The sequence below is a fragment of the Kitasatospora paranensis genome, from assembly GCF_039544005.1.
Lineage (GTDB): Bacteria > Actinomycetota > Actinomycetes > Streptomycetales > Streptomycetaceae > Kitasatospora > Kitasatospora paranensis.
In genome coordinates this window covers 7,658,742-7,676,742 of sequence record NZ_BAABKV010000001.1, presented here as the reverse complement: position 1 = coordinate 7,676,742, position 18,001 = coordinate 7,658,742, and the positions used below count along the sequence as shown (strand labels likewise).

Annotated in this window: 16 protein-coding genes and 2 pseudogenes; 7 read left to right on the top strand and 11 right to left on the bottom strand. The window is 73.1% G+C overall.

Annotation, left to right across the window (positions count from 1 at the left end; all coding sequences use genetic code 11):
* Positions 1-189: 189 nt before the first annotated feature.
* The gene (locus ABEB13_RS36425) at positions 190-906 is read right to left on the bottom strand and encodes a TetR/AcrR family transcriptional regulator (RefSeq protein ID WP_345708926.1); all 717 of its coding nucleotides are present in this window, start codon (positions 904-906) and stop codon (positions 190-192) included.
* A gap of 208 nt (positions 907-1,114) precedes the next feature.
* Between ABEB13_RS36425 and ABEB13_RS36420 the strand changes: the two genes are divergently transcribed.
* The 3 genes and pseudogenes from ABEB13_RS36420 to ABEB13_RS40920 all read left to right on the top strand — a co-directional run.
* The gene (locus ABEB13_RS36420) at positions 1,115-2,665 is read left to right on the top strand and encodes an MFS transporter (protein ID WP_345708925.1); all 1,551 of its coding nucleotides are present in this window, start codon (positions 1,115-1,117) and stop codon (positions 2,663-2,665) included.
* Positions 2,666-2,716: 51 nt separating this feature from the next.
* Positions 2,717-3,334, top strand: coding sequence for an NAD(P)-dependent oxidoreductase (locus ABEB13_RS36415; RefSeq protein ID WP_345708924.1), 618 nt, complete (start codon positions 2,717-2,719; stop codon positions 3,332-3,334).
* Positions 3,244-3,501: pseudogene (locus tag ABEB13_RS40920) on the top strand (NAD-binding protein); the annotation flags it as partial. The gene ABEB13_RS36415 and the pseudogene ABEB13_RS40920, both read left to right, overlap by 91 nt.
* A 188-nt stretch (positions 3,502-3,689) precedes the next feature.
* On the opposite strand, the gene ABEB13_RS36410 reads toward ABEB13_RS40920, so the two are convergent.
* The 3 genes from ABEB13_RS36410 to ABEB13_RS36400 form a co-directional block, all read right to left on the bottom strand.
* Positions 3,690-4,268 carry a 3'-5' exonuclease gene (locus tag ABEB13_RS36410; protein WP_345708923.1) on the bottom strand — a complete coding sequence of 193 codons (579 nt, stop codon included), beginning with the start codon at positions 4,266-4,268 and terminating at the stop codon, positions 3,690-3,692.
* A gap of 105 nt (positions 4,269-4,373) precedes the next feature.
* The gene (locus ABEB13_RS36405; protein ID WP_345708922.1) at positions 4,374-5,198 is read right to left on the bottom strand and encodes an SDR family oxidoreductase; all 825 of its coding nucleotides are present in this window, start codon (positions 5,196-5,198) and stop codon (positions 4,374-4,376) included.
* A gap of 231 nt (positions 5,199-5,429) precedes the next feature.
* On the bottom strand, positions 5,430-6,170 hold the full coding sequence (locus tag ABEB13_RS36400) for a GntR family transcriptional regulator (RefSeq protein ID WP_345708921.1): 741 nt from the start codon (positions 6,168-6,170) through the stop codon (positions 5,430-5,432).
* A gap of 313 nt (positions 6,171-6,483) precedes the next feature.
* On the opposite strand from ABEB13_RS36400, the pseudogene ABEB13_RS36395 reads away from it, so the two are divergent.
* The 4 genes and pseudogenes from ABEB13_RS36395 to ABEB13_RS36380 all read left to right on the top strand — a co-directional run.
* A pseudogene (locus ABEB13_RS36395) lies at positions 6,484-6,858 on the top strand (alkaline phosphatase family protein); the annotation flags it as partial.
* Positions 6,777-8,012: an alkaline phosphatase family protein gene (locus ABEB13_RS36390; protein ID WP_345709949.1), complete on the top strand. Its 1,236-nt coding sequence runs from the start codon at positions 6,777-6,779 to the stop codon at positions 8,010-8,012. The pseudogene ABEB13_RS36395 and the gene ABEB13_RS36390, both read left to right, overlap by 82 nt.
* A 177-nt stretch (positions 8,013-8,189) precedes the next feature.
* The gene (locus ABEB13_RS36385; RefSeq protein ID WP_100886969.1) at positions 8,190-8,591 is read left to right on the top strand and encodes an SHOCT domain-containing protein; all 402 of its coding nucleotides are present in this window, start codon (positions 8,190-8,192) and stop codon (positions 8,589-8,591) included.
* 181 nt (positions 8,592-8,772) lie between these two features.
* Positions 8,773-9,936 carry a L,D-transpeptidase gene (locus ABEB13_RS36380; protein WP_345708920.1) on the top strand — a complete coding sequence of 388 codons (1,164 nt, stop codon included), beginning with the start codon at positions 8,773-8,775 and terminating at the stop codon, positions 9,934-9,936.
* A gap of 70 nt (positions 9,937-10,006) precedes the next feature.
* On the opposite strand, the gene ABEB13_RS36375 is transcribed toward ABEB13_RS36380, so the two are convergent.
* The 7 genes from ABEB13_RS36375 to ABEB13_RS36345 form a co-directional block, all read right to left on the bottom strand.
* Positions 10,007-10,396 carry a hypothetical protein gene (locus ABEB13_RS36375; RefSeq protein ID WP_345708919.1) on the bottom strand — a complete coding sequence of 130 codons (390 nt, stop codon included), beginning with the start codon at positions 10,394-10,396 and terminating at the stop codon, positions 10,007-10,009.
* Positions 10,397-10,443: 47 nt separating this feature from the next.
* Positions 10,444-11,898 (bottom strand): serine/threonine-protein kinase, encoded by a 1,455-nt coding sequence (locus tag ABEB13_RS36370; protein ID WP_345708918.1) that lies wholly within the window; start codon positions 11,896-11,898, stop codon positions 10,444-10,446.
* 159 nt (positions 11,899-12,057) lie between these two features.
* Positions 12,058-12,666 carry a DUF305 domain-containing protein gene (locus ABEB13_RS36365; RefSeq protein ID WP_345708917.1) on the bottom strand — a complete coding sequence of 203 codons (609 nt, stop codon included), beginning with the start codon at positions 12,664-12,666 and terminating at the stop codon, positions 12,058-12,060.
* Between the two features lie 251 nt (positions 12,667-12,917).
* A complete protein-coding gene (locus ABEB13_RS36360; protein WP_345708916.1) occupies positions 12,918-13,904 on the bottom strand; it encodes a hypothetical protein in 987 nt (328 codons plus the stop codon).
* Between the two features lie 115 nt (positions 13,905-14,019).
* Positions 14,020-14,442: a hypothetical protein gene (locus ABEB13_RS36355; protein ID WP_100886973.1), complete on the bottom strand. Its 423-nt coding sequence runs from the start codon at positions 14,440-14,442 to the stop codon at positions 14,020-14,022.
* Positions 14,443-15,095: 653 nt separating this feature from the next.
* Positions 15,096-16,751, bottom strand: a complete 1,656-nt coding sequence (locus tag ABEB13_RS36350; protein WP_345708915.1) for an NlpC/P60 family protein — start codon at positions 16,749-16,751, stop codon at positions 15,096-15,098.
* A gap of 192 nt (positions 16,752-16,943) precedes the next feature.
* Complete coding sequence (locus tag ABEB13_RS36345) at positions 16,944-17,888, bottom strand: FAD-dependent monooxygenase (protein WP_345709948.1); 945 nt, start codon at positions 17,886-17,888, stop codon at positions 16,944-16,946.
* Positions 17,889-18,001 lie beyond the last annotated feature (113 nt).

Below are 18,001 nucleotides of genomic sequence, written 5' to 3'. Positions count from 1 at the left end.
GGGTGTCCGTCGCCGCGACCGGCCACCGGCACCGTCGGGGCAGGTCATCACGGTCGGACGGCGGCTGCGGGCGCACGGGCCGGCGGCGCGTCGCGGCGGGCGGCCGGGCGGACGGAGGAGTACGGCGACACCGCCACCTGGACCAAACGGCGCGGCCGACGGCACCGACGGCACTCGGCGCCCGACGGCTCAGCGCTCGATGTAGGACTCGAGACCGCGCAGGAACACGTCGAGCTTGAAGTCGAAGCGCTCGTCGCCGTCGCCGGTGGTCATCTTCTCCGCCATCGTGCTGATCTGCGGGAAGCGGTCCGCCGGGAGCCGGTGGAAGTAGTCCCCGACCTCGGCGAAGTACGCCTCCAGGTCGACGCCCGCCTGCACCTTGGCCGCGTACACGGAGGCCTCGTAGGCGTCGGCGTCGATCAGCTGGCCCAGGCCGTCCAGCGCCCAGGCGGCCACCTTGGCGGGGATCCCGGCCCGGACCATCAGGTCGAGCATGAACTCGGCGGCCTGCAGCTTGTTGGGGCCGACCGGCATGCTGCCGAGCGAGACCACGGTGATGTCGCGGTGCGAAGTGTAGACCCGCTGGGCCTCCCGGCAGATCTCCTTGATCTGCTCCTTCCACCGCGCGGGATCCGGGTCCTCGGGCACCCGGATCTCGCCGGAGATGTGCTCCAGCATGAGTTCGAGCAGCTCGTCCTTGTTGGAGACGTGCGCGTAGAGCGAGGCGGGGCCGGTGTCGAGCTCCTGGGCGACGCGCCGCATGGTGACCCCGGCCAGGCCCTCGCGGTCCAGCACCCGGACACCGGCCTCGACGATGGCCTCCCTGGTCAGCGGCTGCCGGGGATCGGCCTTGCGCGCCTTGTGCCAGGGCACGTCGGGCATGTCGGGGTACGTGTCGGGGGCCACGTCCAACTCCTTCGGCAGGCGGTGAGGGGCGGATGCGCCGCCTCCACCGGCCCGAGCAGCGCCACACCCGGCAACGAACATCGTACCCGGAACGAACACCGTTCGGTATCGCGGCGGTATTCGGCTTGACGGAACATGGATCGCTCCGTAGAACAGTGTTCGTCACGCAAACATCGTTCCAACCGTCGTTCCGCCTGGAGACCCACTCATGACCGACACCCCCGCCCCGTACCGATGGCGGTGGGCCGCGCTGTTCGTGGTCCTCGCAGCGGAGGTCATGGACCTCCTCGACTCCCTGGTCACCAACATCGCCGCCCCCGCCATCCGCGCCGACATCGGCGGCGGGGAGAGCACCATCCAGTGGCTCGGCGCGGCCTACACCCTCGCCATGGCGATCGGCCTGATCACCGGCGGCCGCCTCGGCGACATCTTCGGCCGTCGCCGGATGTACCTGGTCGGCGCCGTCGGCTTCACCCTCGGCTCGGTCGCCTGCGGCCTCGCCCAGGCACCGGACCAGCTCATCGCCGCCCGGGTGGTGCAGGGCCTGCTGGGCGCGATCATGCTGCCGCAGGGCCTGGGCATCCTCAAGGAGATCTTCTCCGAGAAGGAGCAGGCCGCGGCCTTCGGCATGTTCGGTCCCGTGATGGGCCTGTCCACGGTCGGCGGCCCGATCCTGGCCGGCTGGCTCGTCGACGCGGACCTGTGGGGCTCCGGCTGGCGCATGATCTTCCTCATCAACATCCCGCTCGGCCTGTTCGCCGTCGCCGGCGGCCTGGCCTTCCTGCCCGAGTGGAAGAGCGCCCGCACCGTCCGGCTCGACCTGCTGGGCGCCCTCCTGGCCGCGGCCGGATCCGCGTTGATCGTCTTCCCGCTCGTCCAGGGCCGCGAGCACGGCTGGCCGGCCTGGGCGTTCGCGCTCATCGCCCTGGCCGTCGCGGTCTTCGCGGTCTTCGCCTGGTACGAGAAGCGCACCGCGGCCGCCGGCCGCGACCCGCTCGTCGAGCCGAGCCTGTTCCGCAAGCGCGGCTTCAGCGGCGGCATGGCGCTGGGCCTGGTCTTCTTCTCGGCGATGACCGGCTTCTGGCTGACCTTCAGCCTCTACACCCAGATCGGCCTGCATTACTCGCCGTTCAAGGCGGGCCTCGCCGGCATCCCCTCCTCGATCGGCATGGTGGTGGCCTTCATCGCCTCGCAGGCCCTGGCGAAGTTCGGCCGCAAGGTCATGCACGGCGGCCTGATCACCATGGTCGCCGGCGTCGGCGGCGTCATCCTCACCCTGGGGCTGAGCGGTGACACGGTCACCCCGTGGCAGCTGACCCCGCACTGGCCGTCACCGGCCTCGGCATGGGCTTCGTCATGGCGCCGTTCTTCGACACCGTGCTCGCCTCCGTCGAGCCGCACGAGACGGGCTCGGCCTCCGGCACGCTCACCTCCGTCCAGCAGCTCGGCGCGGCCCTCGGCACGGCGATCCTGGGCACGGTGTTCTTCGAGCGGATCAAGGGCGACAGCTTCGTGCACGCCGAGCAGTTCACCCTCGGCGTCGAGATCGCCATGCTGGCCGTCGTCTTCGGTGCGATCTTCCTGCTCCCCCGGCACGCCCGGCCGCAGGAGACCGAGGCGGAGCCGGTGGCGACCGCCGCCGAGGAGATCCCGGTCTGACCGTCCCGGACTCCGGGGGCGTGGCCTCGGCGCCGCCCCCGGAGTCCGTCCACCTCGGAGTCCGTCCACCTCGGCGTCCGCCCGTCCCGGCAGGACCTAGGATCGGATCACCGATCCGGCCGACCGGCCCGGTCGCCGTGCGACGCCGGGAGTGAGCACCGTGCATGTGGGATTCGTCGGCCTGGGCACCATGGGCCGGGAGATGGCCCGGCAACTCCTTTCCGCGGGGCACCGGGTGACGGTGTGGAACCGCTCGCCCGAGGCCGTCCGGATCCTGGTCGGCGACGGCGCCGAGGCCGCAGGCTCCCTCTCCGCCGCACTGGCGGCCGAAGCGGTCGTCTCGATGCTCGCCGACGACGCGGCCGTGGAGTCCCTGCTGCTGGACGACGACCTGCTCGCCGCCGCGACGACGACGGTGCACGTCAACATGGCCACCGTCTCGCCGGAGCTGGCCCGCCGCGCCGCCGCCCAGCACGCCGAACACGGAATCGGCTACGTCGCCGCCCCCGTGATGGGCCGTTCGGACGTGGCCGCCGCCGGCAACCTCGCCATCCTGGCCGCCGGCGAGACCCCGTGCTGGACTCCGTCCAGCCGCTCTTCGACGCCATGGGACGCCGGACGTTCCGGCTCGGCGAACGGCCCGAGGCCGCCAACATCGCCAAGATCGGCGCCAACTTCATGCTGGTCTCGGCCATCGAGGCGCTCTCCGAGGCCACCGCCCTCGCCGAGGCCAACGGACTGGCCGCCGGCGACCTGCTGGAGGTGCTGACCGGTACGGTCTTCCCGGGCCCGGTCTATGCCGGCTACGGCGCCATGATCGCCGAACGCCGGTACGAGCCCGCCGGCTTCCGGCTCGCCCTCGGCCTCAAGGACATCGGCCTGGCCCTGGATGCCGGGGCCGGGGCGCGGGTCCCGATGCCCGTCGCCGGGGTGCTGCGCGAGGCGCTGCTGGAGGCGCTCGCGCACGGCGAGGGCGAGCGCGACCTCGCCGCCCTCGGCGAGACCGCCCGCCGCCGCGCCGCACTCCCCGGCCCGACCGGGCGGGCTGAGCAGCCGGGGCAGGGTGAGCGAGCAGCCGGGGAGGGCCGAGCGACCCGACGGGGCCGGCGGCCCGGCCCACGGCGTCAGCCCGTGGGCGCCCCGGGGCTGCCCGGCCAGTCGCCGCGGGCGGCCAGGCCGAGAACGAGGGCGGCGATGTTCCAGGCGTCGTCCTCGCCGCTGTGGTGGCGGCCCTCCAGCGGGAGCCCGGCGAATTCCAGGGCCCCGGCCATCCCCGGGCGCCGGCGCAGGCCGTGGGCCTCGGTGAAGACCGCCTTGGCGTTGGTGTGGTGCCGGCCGAACGGGTAGCGCGTGCCGGTCGCGCGGCACTGCCGGGTGAACTGGTTGCGGTCGTAGTCGCCCCAGCTCGCCCAGGGCCGCTCGCCGGCCCGGTGCTCGACGGCGAGTTGCCGGCAGGCCTCGGCGAAGCCGACCCCGGTCGCCACCTCGGCCCGGGTCAGCCCGGTCAGCTCCGTGCAGAAGGCGCTCACCGAGGAGCGCGCCGGCCGCACCAGGATGCGGTGCCGGCCGACCCGCTCGCCCCGGTCGAGGTCGACGACGGTCAGACCGATCTCGATGATCTCGTGGACCTGCCCGGGCGGCGGCTCGCCGTCCCAGCAGGTCGCCTCGACGTCGACCACGTTGAGCAGTGCGGAGATTCCCATGCCGGCGAGGCTAGGCGGGCGCCCACAGCCGGGTCATCCGGATTTCCCGGAGCCGTCGTCGCGGCTGCCGCCGGGTCGGACGCCGTCGGGTCGGAAGCTGTCGGGTCAGAAGCCGTCGGGACCGAACGTCCGGGCCTCGGCGAGTTCCGCCCGCGCGGCCTGCTCCGCAGCGTCGAGATAGGCGAAGGCGTCGGCCCCGACCGGGATCCGGACCGGCCCGTGCTCGGCGGCCACCACCCGCAGCACCTGCTGCGCGAAGTCCTCCGGCCGCCCGAGCGAGGCATCCCCCGCCATGCCGCGCAGAGCCGCGAACATCGGTCCGGTGACCGGCGCGTAGGCCGGGACGCGGGCCGCCGCCTCGGCGAGCGCACTGCCGTACCCGGTCGCGAACCCGCCCGGCTCCAGCACCGTCACCCGGACCCCGAGCGGTGCCGCCTCCGCGGCCAGCGCCTGGCTCATGCCCTCCAGGGCGTACTTGCCGGCGACGTACGAGGCGAGCCCCGGGAAGGCCATCCGGCCGGCGAGGGACGAGACGTTGACGATGTGTCCGGTCCGCTGCGACCGCATCACCGGCAGCACGAGCCGGGCCAGCCGCCACGGACCGACCACCAGGGTCTCCAGCTGGTCGCGCAGTTCGTCGTCGGAGATCTCCTCGACGGCACCGAAGAGTCCGCTGCCCGCGTTGTTCACCAGGACGTCGAGCCCGCCGAGGCGGTCGACGGCCGCGGCGACCGCCGCCTCGCACTGGGCGGGATCGCGGATGTCCAGCGCCGCCGTGGTGACCCGGCCCGGGTGGGCGTCGACGAGCTCCGACAGCGCCGCCGGTTTGCGGGCCGTCGCCAGGACATAGTCCCCGGCGGCGGCCGCCGCGGCGGCCAGCGAGCGGCCCAGCCCGGACGAGCACCCGGTGATCAGCCAGCGGCGTTCCATGTGTCCCTGCCTCCCCCTGTGCGGCCCGGACGGCGTCCGGCACGTCCGCCCGTCGGCCATCCCGTGGCGCACCGACCGGCGCGCCCACTGTGGCAGAGCACCGACCCGTCACGAGGCCGGTACGACCGAGCCCCGGGGGCGCACCGGGAGCATCCGCGGAGCGTTCGGCCGGCCCGTGCGCCCGGTACGGGCCCCGGTGCGCTGCCCGGTGCGCCGCCCAGGGGCTCCCGGTCACCCGGTCGGGGCGGATCCGAGGTCGAGGGTGAAGGAGAACCGGTCCCCCCGGTAGAGCGTGCGGACGAGTTCCAGCGGGGCCCCGGCGGTGTCCCGGCTGCTGCGGTGCAGGAGCAGCATCGGCAGGGCTGGCGGTGTCCCGATCAGCAGCGCCTCGCGCGGGCTGGCGAGCACCGTCTCGATACGCTCCTCGGCGCCGCCGAGCACCGTCCCCTGCTCGTGCAGGTAGTGGTAGAGCGAGCCGGCCGGGTCGAAGTCCCGGTCCAGTCGCGGCGCGCGCCGCACCGGCAGGTAGGTGCTCTCCAGGCCGACGCGCTCCTCGTCGGCCCGCAGGACGCGTTCCAGGTGCCAGAGGGCCTCGCCCGGCGCCACGGCCAGCCGGTCCGCGAGCGGTCCGTCGGCACTGGTCCGGTCGAGACCGACCAGGGTGCGGCCGGGCCGCAGGCCCTGCCGGGTGACGCCCTCGGTGTAGCTGCCCAGCGAGAGCGGCTGCTCGATCTTGGGGCCGGCCACCACCGTGCCGCGGCCCCGGCGGCGCAGCCGGCCCTCCAGCAGCAGGTCGCGGAGGGCCTGCCGCAGGGTCGCCCGGGACACCCCGTAGCGGGCGGCGAGGTCGACCTCGGTCGGCAGCAGGCCGCCCGCGCCGAGCCCGGCGAGCAGGGTCTCGAGTTCGGCCTTCACCGCGTAGTACTTGGGCACCCGGCCGTGCTCCGGGACGCCGGCGCGGACCGCGGCCACCGGGGCGCCGGGCCCGGCCGGGGCGGCGGTCGCGGGGGCGGGCGGGGCGGGGGCTGCGAGGTGCCGTGGCTCACCGCGTCACCGTACCGGCATCCGGGCCGGTCACCGTGGCCGCGGCCACCGCGGACGGATGTCCGGGCGGAGCCCGAAGGTAACGGAACGATAACCGGTCTGGACTGAACTTGGCCACCTGTTCACGCACCGGCTCTCTCGCGGCGACGGTCCGATCGCCGCGGGCGGCCAGGCTCCTGCCGGTGTCGCCGCCCGGCAGGCACCGCCCGCGTTCCGAGCCCCACGCCCCGGAGGAGCCCCCGTGCGCACCACCCGCACCACCCGGACCGTCCTGGCCGCAGCCGCCGCTGCCGCCCTGCTGCCGCTCACCGCCCTGCCGGCCTCCGCCTCCACCTCCGCCGCCACCGGCCCGTACAAGGGTCTGCCGAACGGCACCAAGTCGGCCAAGACCCTGGTCATCGGCATCGACGGCACCCGCTACGACAAGCTGCTCGCCGCCGACGCCCCCAATCTCAAGGCGCTGATGAGCGGCGGCATGACCGCCACCGGCAACCTGTACGCGAACCCGCTGGCGCCGACCCTCTCCGGCCCCGGCTGGTCGACCATCGCCACCGGCGTCTGGCCGGACAAGCACGGCGTGAAGGACAACACCTTCGCCGGCTCGCACTTCGACACCTACCCGGACGTGGCCACCCGGCTGGAGACGGCCTCACCCGGCGCCTCCACCTTGGTCGCGGCGTCCTGGAACCCCTCACGGACACCGTCTTCAACGGCCGCGCCGACCTGCGGATCGACGAGAGCGAGAACGACGCGAAGACCGCCTCCGACGCGGCCGACTACCTGGCGAACGGCAATCCCGACACCACGTTCCTGCACTTCGACGAGGTGGACGAGGCCGGGCACGGCCACGGCGGCGCCAGCAGTCAGTACCTGGCGGCGATCCACGCGGTGGACTCCCTGGTCGGCCAGGTCGTGCAGGCCGTCAGGTCGCGTCCGACCTACGGATCCGAGGACTGGCTGATCGTCGTGACCACCGACCACGGCCACACCGACGCGGGCGGCCACGGCGGCAACTCGGCGGTCGAGCGGCAGACCTTCGTGATCGCCGACGGCGCCGGCCTCACCCCCGGCTCCACCCGGCGGGACGTGAAGCCCGTCGACATCGCTCCGACCGTGCTGGAGCACGAGGGCGTGGCGATCGACCCGGCGTGGCAGCTCGACGGCCGGCCGATCGACACCATCACGCCGGACGCCTTCGACGGATTGCGGCCGGGCCTGCAGAGCCGGACGGACGAGACCGGCATCCCGGTCGGCGTGAAGGGCTGGACGCACACCCCGCCCGCCGGCTGGAGCATCGACAACTCGGCCATGCCGACCGGGGGCGTCACCGAGTGGCGCGGCTGGTCCTTCGCAACCGACGAATTCTGGACGGCCACCCAGTTGGGTCAGTCCCGGGAGACCAACGTCCGGGCCCGCAACGTCTTCGCCGTGGCGGACTCCGACGAGTGGGACGACAAGGCGCACGGCACCGGCCGGTTCGACTCGACGCTGGTCAGCCCGCGCTACCCGGTGGCCGGCGCCGGCCACGCCACCGTCTCGTTCGCCACGGACTACACGATCGACGGCCCGCAGACCGGCGACCTGTACGTGGTCTTCGACGCGGGCACCCCGCAGCTGGTCAAGTCCTACCGCGCCGACCTGAACGGCTTCGAGCAGCTGACCGTGGCCGTCCCGGCCGGGGTCTCCACGGCCCAGCTGCGCTTCCGCTACACCGGCACCAACAGTGCGTTCTGGACGGTCGACCAGGTCGCCGTCACCACCGGCTCCTGACCCGCCGCCGGATCCGCTCCGCCGCCGCCCGGGCGCCCTGCCCGACACGCCCGGGCGGCGCCCGTCCTCCGGAGGCCGCCCACCCGGACCCGTCCGGCTCGCCGGACCGGCCGTGTGCTGTTCGACTTGAAACGAGCCGTGGGGCACGCCCGCCCCCGAACGACCCCGGAGGCCGGTATGCAGCTCGCGACGGACTATCCCGTGCTGAACCTCTTCTGGACCATGTTGATGTTCTTCCTGTGGATCCTGTGGTTCTTCCTGCTCTTCAAGATCATCCTGGACATCTTCCGCGACGACGACCTCAGCGGCTGGGGCAAGGCCGGCTGGCTGATCTTCGTCATCCTGCTGCCCTTCCTCGGCGTCTTCGTCTACCTGATCGCCCGTGGCAAGTCCATGGGTCAGCGCGACATGCAGCAGATGCAGGAGCAGCAGTCCGCGATGGACTCGTACATCCGCAAGACCGCCGGATCGGCCGGCGGCAGCACCACGGAGGAGCTGGCCCGGCTCGCCGAACTCAAGCAGCAGGGCCACATCAGCGAGGAGGAGTTCCTCAAGGCGAAGGCCAAGATCCTGGCCTGACCCGCACCGGCCGAGCCCCCGAACCCGCCGCGGCCGCGCCCGGCGCCGGACACCCGGCGCCGGGCGGTTACGGATTCGTGACCGAATCGTCCGCGTCCGACGGAAACCCCTGAGCCTTCCCGAGCGTGTACAGAACGGGAAAGACGGCAAGGGGTATGGCGTGAAGCGGACGAGCAGGGTCATGGCAGCGGCGGCACTGGGCTGTGTGCTGGCGGTGACGACGGCCTGCAGCAGCAGCGGCAGCGGCGCGGGGTCGGAGGCGGCCAAGCCGAAGGCCTCGGCCGCGGTCATCGGCATCGAGCCGGGCAACGGGGCGAAGGACGTCAAGCCCACCGGCGCGCTGAAGGTCACGGTCACCAACGGCAGACTCACCGAGGTCGCGGTCACCGGCCCGGACGGCAAGGCCGTCCCCGGCGCGCTCTCCGCCGACGGGCTGAGCTGGGTGCCCTCCGCCGGACTCGCCGTCTCGACCGCCTACAAGGTGAGTGCGAAGGCCGCCGACGCCGCCGGCATCGTCGCCACCGCCGACGGCACGTTCACCACGCTCACGCCGGCCAAGGGCGCGGGCCCCCAGGACAACATCGCCGACGGCCAGACGTACGGCGTCGGCATGATCGTCTCGCTGACGTTCAAGAAGCCCGTCGAGGACCGCGCCGCCGTCGAGAAGGCGATCACCTTCGACACCTCCGACCACAGCACGGTCAAGGGCCACTGGTTCAACAGCACCCGGATCGACTTCCGTCCGGAGAGCTTCTGGAAGCCGCAGACCAAGGTCACCGCGCACTACCGGCTCAAGAGCGTCGAGACCGCGCCCGGTGTCTACGGCGAGGTCGACAGCGACCAGTCGTTCACCATCGGCCGCTCGCGGATCAGCACCGCGGACGCCTCCAGCCACCGGATGATCGTCCAGGAGGACGGCAAGCCCGACCAGAACATCCCGATCAGCGCCGGCGCCTCCTCCCCCGCCTCGCAGAACACCTTCAACGGCACGATGGTGGTCATGGCGAAGGAGGGCACGACGGTGATGGACTCCTCCACCGTCGTCAACCACGAGGGCCCCGCCTACAAGGTGAAGATGCCGCACGCCCTGCGGCTGACCCCGACCGGGACGTACGTGCACGGCAAGTACGCCCCCGACGACCCGTTCGGCAGCCGGAACACCAGTCACGGCTGCGTCGGCCTGGAGGACAGCTCCGCCGAGGACGGCAGCCCGGACACCCCGGCCGGGATGTTCTACGACGCGTCGATCATCGGCGACGTGGTGAAGGTGCAGAACTCCGTCGGCAAGCAGGTCGACCCGGCGAACGGCCTCAGCGGATGGAACATCTCCTGGGACAAGTGGTGACGCGGCACCGCCGCTGAACGGACCCGCTGCACGCACGGGGCCCGCGCCGGTCGGCGCGGGCCCCGTCGCGCTACTCGGCCGGCATCGTCCGGATCACCTTGCCGTGCGGATCCGTCTCCAGGTAGCCGCTGTTGCTGTGGGCGTTGCTCAGGTAGACGTAGATGGCCGGCTGCCCGTCCAGGATGTCCGGCTGGATGATCAGGTACCGGCTGGTCGGGTTCTTCACGTTCAGGGTCGCCTCCGCCTGCTGGAGGAGCCCCGGGATGAGGTTCCAGTCATAGGCGGAGAGATCCACCGGCGCGTCGTCGCCGGTGGCGGTGCCCCCGCCCATCTCGTCCTTGGCGGCCCTCGCGTTGCGGTACTCGAAGCGGTCGTACTCCTTCGGATTCGCCGCCGTGGGGGCCTCGGCCAGGGCGTACTCCGGATAGACCGTCAGCTCGAACACCTTGTTGGTGCCCATGGCCGGGGTCAGCGCGGCGATCGCCGCGCGGATCCCGTCGGGCGTGATCAGGTTCTTCCCCCGTTGGACTTCGCGGTGGCCGACGGCGCCGCCCCCGGCGTCGGCGCGGAGCCGCCCCCGGTCGCGCCACCGGTGACACCCGCCGTGGTGGCCGGGGAGCCGGAGGAGCCGTGCGAAGCCGTGCCGTGCTTGGCCGTACCGGGCGCGAACTTCCAGGCGGCGCCGCCGGCCAGCAGGACGGCCACCGCCACGGATGCGGCGATCACACCCGTCCGCGAGCCGCGCCCGGGCCGTTCCGGGGCCGCCCCGCCGGGCCCCCAGGGGCTGGTCACCTGGCCGCTGCCGCCGAAGGCCGGGACCTGCCCGTACGGGCCCGCGGTCGGCCCGGCCGGATGCACCGGCGAACCGTACGGGTTCACCGTCCCGCCGGAGGCGGACCCGGTCGCGTAGGGATTCGGCGTGCCGCCGGAGGCGGACCCGGTCGCGTAGGGATTCGGCGTGCCGCCGGAGGCGGGCCCGGTCCCGTACGGGTGGGGTGTCGGGTCCGACGGATGCCCCGCCGCGTACGGGTTCGGCGTCTGCCCCGACGGACGGCTCTTGCCGTACGGGTACGGCGTGTCGAGGCTGGTCTGCACGTACGCCCCCGGCACCGCGTCGGCCGGGGCCTGCTCGGCCGCGGCGAGCAGCGCGTCGAGCTGCGCCGCGTCCGGACGGGCGGCCGGGTCGCGGCCCAGCAGCGCGGCCAGCACCGGGCCGAGCCGGCCCGACCGGGTGGGCGGCGGCAGGGGCTCGTCGAGCACCGCGGCGAGCGTCGCGAGCGTCGTCGCCCGGCGCAGCGGATGGTGGCCCTCGACCGCGACGTACAGCATCATGCCCAGCGACCACAGGTCGGACGAGGGGTTGCCCTCCTCGCCGCGGATCCGCTCGGGCGCGATGTACTCGGGCGAGCCGATCAGCGAACCGGTCGCGGTGAGCGCGGTCGCCTCCTGCATCGCGGCGATGCCGAAGTCGGTGAGGACCGGGGTGCCGTCGGGCCGCAGCAGGACGTTGCCGGGCTTGACGTCGCGGTGCTGGATCCCGGCGGCGTGCGCCGCACGCAGCGCGGAGAGCACACCGCGGCCGATCCGGGCGGCCTCCGGGACGGTGAGCGGGCCCCGGGCGAGCCGGTCGGCCAGCGAGCCGCCGCTGATCAGCTCCATCACCAGCCAGGGGTGCTGATGTTCCGCGCCGTCCACGATGTGGTGGATGACCGCGACGTTCGGGTGCTGGAGGCGGGCGAGCGCCCGGGCCTCGCGGAGCACCCGCTCGCGCAGCTCGAAGGCGGCCGCCTCGTCCGCGGCGAGCATCGCCGGGTCCGGCGGCCGCACCTCCTTCAGCGCGACCTCGCGCTCGAGCGCGGTGTCCCGCGCCCGCCACACCAGGCCCATGCCTCCGCCGCCGAGACGCTCCACCAGTTCGAACCGGCCGTCGATCAGCCGCGCTCCGGGTCCCCCACTGTTCATGCGGGCCATCGTAGGGGGCGCCGATGACGGCTCCTCGCACCGGAGTCCCGGGCTGCCCGGGCCTGCTGCGGGGTCGGCCCGCAGAGGTCGCGCGGCAGGCGGGAGGTTCGCAGACGGCCGGTCCGGCGCCGTGCCGCACCGGGGAGCCGCTCCGCCCGGTCAACCCTGCCGAGCGGCGATCCCGTCGAGTCGGGAGAGCTCCGCGGACCGGCTGCGCGCCAGGTCGGCGGCGAGCTGCTGCACGCCCGGCTCGGTGCCGTTGGCGTCCTCCGAGCCGGCCAGCTTCACCGACTGCTCCAGGTACTCGCGCAGCCGGTCCTCGACGATCCGGTCGAAGGCGCTGCCGGCAGCCTGCTCGGCGGCCGTGTACTCGGCGGCGGTGGTCATCCCCGGCATGTCGTGGCCCGCGTGCACGTCCGTTGCGCCCACCCCGGCCCGCTGTTCGCAGGCCCGCAGCCGGCTCAGTTCGGCTCCGTGGGCGGTCGCGATCGATCCGGCGAGGGAGCGCAGCCCGGGATCGGCCGCCCGGGTGCCGGCGAGCGCGGCCAGCCGGACGGCCTGCTCGGTCATCGGCGTGAGCAGTTGCAGCCAGGCGACGTCGGTCGGCCCGAAGGCCCCCGGGCCGCCGGACGGAACACCCGTCGCGGGCCGGGCCGCCGCCGGGCCGGCGGGCACGGGGCGGCCGCTGCCGGCCGCCCCGGCCACTGCGACCAGCCCAGCCGTGACCGCGAGAGCGGCACCTGCCGCCACGATGAAGGCCGATCGCACGGGTACTCCCTCCGAGAGGCCTGGTGGAGCGCGGCGCACTCCGACCACCGCGCGCCACGGCGGGCGCAGGACCTCAGGGCAGGGCGGGCGCAGCCGACCCTGACAGTCCGGCAGACCTTGCCCCGGCTATGAGAGAGCGCTCTCCCGCAGGACGATAGGAGTCGGCCCGGGCACTGTCAAGGCATCGTGCAGGCACGGGCGGGCACGGAATCGGCAGGGGACTCCGGCCGCCGTGCCCGACCCGCAACGCGTCAACCGGCCATGACCTCCGTCGCCGCCTTCACCTGGGCCTCCAGTGCGACCTTGGCCTCCGCCATCGCGGGGGCATTGGCCGCGATCGCCTGCCGCTGGTAGGCGGCGTCGACCGCGTACCAGACGCCCACCACGTTGTGCTGGTGCCGGCAGGCCGCGTCCGCCGTCGCCACCTGCAGTTCGCGCTGGGTGGGCAACGGCGTCCTGCGCCACTGCGGGTCGCCGAGGGCCTCCAGCGGATCCGCGTAGGTGAAGCCGGCGTCCTTCATGCACTGCTTCCACAGGCCGAACACCGCCTGGGTCCGGCCGTCCTCGCGGGAGCCCTCCAGCGTCGCGAACTTCACGTCGCCGGCGAACTCCGCGTCCCCCACGGCCCCGTCGACCGCACCGGTCAGCCGTGCGGCCGCCGTACCGATGCAGCCGTGGTCCGGCACCTTGTGGCCGTTGACGGTCTGTCCGCCCGGGCCGGAGTGCGCGGCCGCATCCGCCGTCCCTCGCAGGGCGACCTCCATCTGCGGCGAGACCGCCGGGCCGCTGGGCTTCGCGCCGGCGCCGGCCGGGATGCCACCCTGCGGGTGATAGCCCCACCTCGCCATCAGCGCGGCGTTCTGGTGACCGTACCGGGCGTCCACCCGGGTGGTGGGGGCGTCCTCGTCCCGGGGACTCCGGCTCTCCGCCGGCGGCGCGTAGCGGAGGCCGAGCGAGGCCATGCAGCTCACGATCAGCTTCTGCTGGGCCCGTCCGACCGTCAACTGCTGTACGGGGCTGAGCAGATAGGCGTCCAGCGGCAGCGGCTCGGCGTTCGCCGAGTCGAGCACCGGCGTCGCGGACACCGGCGGCGGCGCAGTGCTGGTCACCATGGACTGCCGGGGGCTCGGCTGCGTCCCGGCACCGGACTCGGTCCCCGCAACAGCGCTCGCGCAGCCGGCCAGCAGCAGGGGCAGGGTGATCAGGAGCACGGCGGGGCGGGGCGGACGGCTGAACACAGGCGGGTCTCTTTCGGGACGGCGAGACAGGGCTGGTGCGGGCAGGTGGTGCCGTGGTCCCCGGCCGCCAGGGGCCGACCGGGGACCACGGAAATCCGGACGCGGCCGGATCGGATCACGGCCCGACGAATTCGCCCGACGCGTTGTTGTTCTTCAGCGCGGAGTTCAGGTCCCGGCGGGTGTTCATCGGAATGGGCTGGCAAGCGACGCTGCAGTCCATGTTGCTGTTGTAGTAGACGTTGAACGTGCCGTACCAGTGGTTGTCGACGGCCGCCGCGTTGTTCTTCACCGCGACACCGGAGCCGGCGCTGCCGTTGTGGCCGGACGAGAACTTGAGGTTTCCGTCCGCGTAGTTGTCGATGCTCGTGTTCTGGATGTAAACGGCGCCGTAGCCGTACGCGCTGGAGTTGTAGTAGAGACAGACCTGACCGCCGTGGCAGTCGGCCGTGAAGGCCGACGCGTTCCCGGCCGTCGCAAGGCCCGCCGTCGCCACCGCACCGGCCACCGCCACGGCGGAAATGAGCTTCCTGATACGCATTTAAATTCCCTTCCCCACCGGACACCGGTCTGTCCGGTGTCCGTCGCGGCGGCTCGTCGGCCCCCGCACATGCAACGTGTTGTCGGTGTCGGCCCCGGGGCACAGTCCGGTGATCCGATGCCGCATTCATGCTGGCGGAGGGCCGTATCGTCGCCGTATCCCGACCGTCGCGCGGGACGCCCGTGAGCCCTCGCCCCGGGCCGGGCCGGCCCCCGCAGCACCCCTCACCGGCCGGGCGTCGCAAGCGCCGGACGGCCTCAACTCCGTTGCACGGAAAGCGCTGGACGCCCGCGGAAAGAGGGCAGAGCCGGAATGCGCTACGCCGGGCCGTCGGGCCCTCGCCGCGATACCGGCGCGATATCGGAATCGCCCGGTGCCAGTGGTGCGGTGCATTGCGCCGCACCACGGCGGGCCCACCCGGCACGCCGGCCGTCCGGCAATTCCCCCGCGGGAGGCTCCTCCGTGCACGACCCCCTGCTGTCGGCCCGGTGGCGTCCGTCGGACACGGCAGCCGCCCGGCCCCAGGAGGTGGGGCCGGGCGGCTGCACATCCGTTCCCGCGGCACCGGACCCGCCACCGGGCACGAGAGGAACCGTGCCCGGCAGCGGATGACGGCCGGTCGAGCGCCCTGACGAGCGGTCGGCCGCGCGGGGTCAGCTGAAGATGCGGATCGCGTAACTGTGGCTGCCGTACACGTTGGTGACGTGGACACTGCTCGTCCCGCGCGGCGGTGCGGCCTCGATCATCTGGCCGTTGCCGATGTAGAGCGCGACGTGGTCGGTGTTGCCCGGGCTGCCCCAGAAGAGGAGGTCGCCGGCCTTGACCGAGCTGTAGGACACCTGGGTGGCCTGGCGGGACTGGGTGTTGCTGCCTTCGCCGATGTCCCGGCCGGCCGCGGCCCAGAACAGGTACTCGGTGAAGCCCGAGCAGTCGAACCCGTAGCGGTTGTAGTCGTTGTAGCCGCCCGGCGAGAGCGAGGCGATGCCGCAGCTCGGGCCGCCCTTGCCGCCGCCGCCCCAGGCGTAGCTGAGGCTCTTGGTGGTCTCCTGCTGGGCGAGCGCGATGATCCGGCTGATCTTCTCGGCGCTCGTCCCGGCGGTGCTGCCCGCCGGGCCGTTGATCCGACCGTGACCCGCGGTGTCACAGGTGCCGTTGCCGGTGGTGGGCCCGGTGCCGCCGCCCGGCGCGCCGCCGGTCGGCTGGTCGTTGTCGCAGCGCGGCATGTTGGACAGGAAGCCGTCGGTGCCCGTCTGGACGTAGTAGTCCGTGACGAACAGGCCGTCGGTGGTCTTGTCCCAGATGTAGCTGCCGTAGGCGTACTCGCCGTAGGCCTGGCAGGTGATGTGGATGCTGGAGCCGGACGGGTAGGTCTTGACCGCGGCGGCGGAGAGGACCTTGGTCGCCCGGCCGTTGAGGTCGGTCTTGGCGGTGTAGCCGGAGCCGCTGTTGGAGGTGTTGTCGGTGCAGCGCGGCAGGCCGGGGTCGAAGCCGTCGAAGCCGGTCTTGACGTAGTAGTCCGTGACCCAAAGGCCGTCGGTGGTCTTGTCCCAGATGTTGCTGCCGTAGGCGTTCTCACCGATCGCCTGGCAGGTGATCCGGATGGTGCTGCCGCCCGGGTAGACCTTGACCGCCGGGGCGGAGACCTGGGTGGTCGCGCGGCCGTTGAGGTCGGTCTTGGCGAGGTAGCCGGCCGAGCTCGGAGCGCTGGTCGAGGCGCACTTGGGGAGGTTCGGGTCGAAGCCGCTGTACCCGGTCTTGACGTAGACGTCGGTGACCCACAGGCCGTCGCTGGTCTTGTCCCAGATGGTGCTGCCGTAGGCCGAGCCACCGGTGGCCTGGCAGACGACGGGCACCAGGTCGCCGTTGTGGTAGGCGTTGACCTCCACGACGGCCGCGGACAGGCTGGGGCTCTGCCGCCCGTCCAGGTCGGCGGTGGCCGGGAGGGCGGTCGAGTCGAGCGAGGTGTCGCCGCAGCGGGGGACGCCCGGGGCATAGCCGTCCGAGCCGGTCTGGACGTAGAAGTCCGGGACCCACACGCCGTCGGTGGTCTTGTCCCAGATCGCCGAGCCGTAGGCCTCTTCGCCCTTGGCCTGGCAGGAGACCGGGACGGTCTGCCCGGCGAGGTACATGTCCACCTTGACGGTGTTGGCGTTGAGCGACGGCCCGTCACGGCCGTTGAGGGCCACCTTGGCGGTGAAGTTGGTGACGGCCGCCGCCGGGGAAGCGGCGAGGACGGGAGTCCCCAGTGCGGCGATGGCCAGCAGTGGGGTCAGAGTGCGGACGAGTCGGGTGCGTATGCGTGTGTGCATGCCCATGGTCCTCCGTGAACAGGGCGTGGCGCGACGGCCGGATTCGGCTTCGCGGACGCTCGACCCGGCGGTGGGGGCCGCCGGGTCGATCGTGATCCACCGGAATCCTGCATGCGACACGTATCGTCCCGGTCGCGGCGCGGTAGCCCGTCCACGGAGGCTTTCATGTCACGGAGTTGACATGCTGTTAGATCATGGAACGTCAGACTTGCCGGTATCGAACGCACTTGAAGAAGAGGTTCCTGGCCACCTGTCCGAGTACCGCCGATCCGCGAATTCCGGTCGCGTTCGGTCGGCCGGGCCGAGCCAGGTCCGCAGCGCCGCCCGCAGTCCGGCGGCGGCCTCGTCCGGGTCCGTCGCCCCGGGGCCGACGGCCCAGGCCGCGTAGCCGTCCGGGCGGATGAGCACGACGTCCGCCGGTGCCGATGCCCCGGGGTCGGCCGGTCGGGCGACCACGGTGTCCAGCCGGCCGGACCAGGGCCCGGCGGCCTCGGCGAGCTTCCAGCCCAGGTTCAGCGCGTCCTGCAGGCCGAGGTTGAGCCCCGGCCCGCCGATGCCGGACTGGACGTGTGCGGCGTCGCCGACCAGGGGCACCCCACCGTCCCGATACCGCTGTGCCACCCGGGAGTTGACTCCGACGACGGAACGGACGCGCAGGGCTGCCGCACCCTCCGGCGGCGGGCCGATCGGCAGGTCCGCACCGAGCACGCGGCCTACGGCAGCCCGGAGTTCGTCGAGCGGGACCCCCTCGGCGCGGTCCTCGACCGGGGGCCGGTCCCATTCGGAGACCGAGATCCGGTAGACGCCGGGCTGGAACATCCCGTAGGCGAAGACGCCGTTCTCGGAGCGGGTGAAGCTGGCCGGCGCGAGGCGCCCGAGCCCGGGCACGTCGAGTTCGCCGGTGCCGGGGACGGCGGCCGGCGGGTGGACGGCCACCTGGCCGCTCAGCGCGACGAAGCGGTCGTCGGTGATCCCGGGGAAGTCGATCCCGCACTGCTTGCGAACGGTGCTGTGTCCGCCGTCCGCGCCGACGAGGTAGCGGGCGGTGATCCGGTACGGCCCGTCGGGGCCGGTGAGGTCCGCGGTGACGCGGTCGGCGTCCTGGTCCAGGGTCGTCAGCCGGTGGCCGCGCCGGATCTGAGCCGGATCGCCGCCCAGCTCAACGCCTCGCGGGTGGCCTGCTTCTTGCGCTCACGGAGGCCCGGTACGGCGCGCTGGGAGGTGTCCGCAGAACAATGGCAGGCAGAAAC

Coding starts and splice junctions, on each gene's coding strand:
- ABEB13_RS36420 (WP_345708925.1), top strand. CDS start 1,115: ATGACCGACACCCCCGCCCCGTACCGATGGCGGTGGGCCGCGCTGTTC.
- ABEB13_RS36410 (WP_345708923.1), bottom strand. CDS start 4,268: ATGGGAATCTCCGCACTGCTCAACGTGGTCGACGTCGAGGCGACCTGC.
- ABEB13_RS36405 (WP_345708922.1), bottom strand. CDS start 5,198: ATGGAACGCCGCTGGCTGATCACCGGGTGCTCGTCCGGGCTGGGCCGC.
- ABEB13_RS36385 (WP_100886969.1), top strand. CDS start 8,190: ATGCAGCTCGCGACGGACTATCCCGTGCTGAACCTCTTCTGGACCATG.
- ABEB13_RS36380 (WP_345708920.1), top strand. CDS start 8,773: ATGGCAGCGGCGGCACTGGGCTGTGTGCTGGCGGTGACGACGGCCTGC.
- ABEB13_RS36375 (WP_345708919.1), bottom strand. CDS start 10,396: ATGGGCACCAACAAGGTGTTCGAGCTGACGGTCTATCCGGAGTACGCC.
- ABEB13_RS36370 (WP_345708918.1), bottom strand. CDS start 11,898: ATGAACAGTGGGGGACCCGGAGCGCGGCTGATCGACGGCCGGTTCGAA.
- ABEB13_RS36355 (WP_100886973.1), bottom strand. CDS start 14,442: ATGCGTATCAGGAAGCTCATTTCCGCCGTGGCGGTGGCCGGTGCGGTG.
- ABEB13_RS36350 (WP_345708915.1), bottom strand. CDS start 16,751: ATGCACACACGCATACGCACCCGACTCGTCCGCACTCTGACCCCACTG.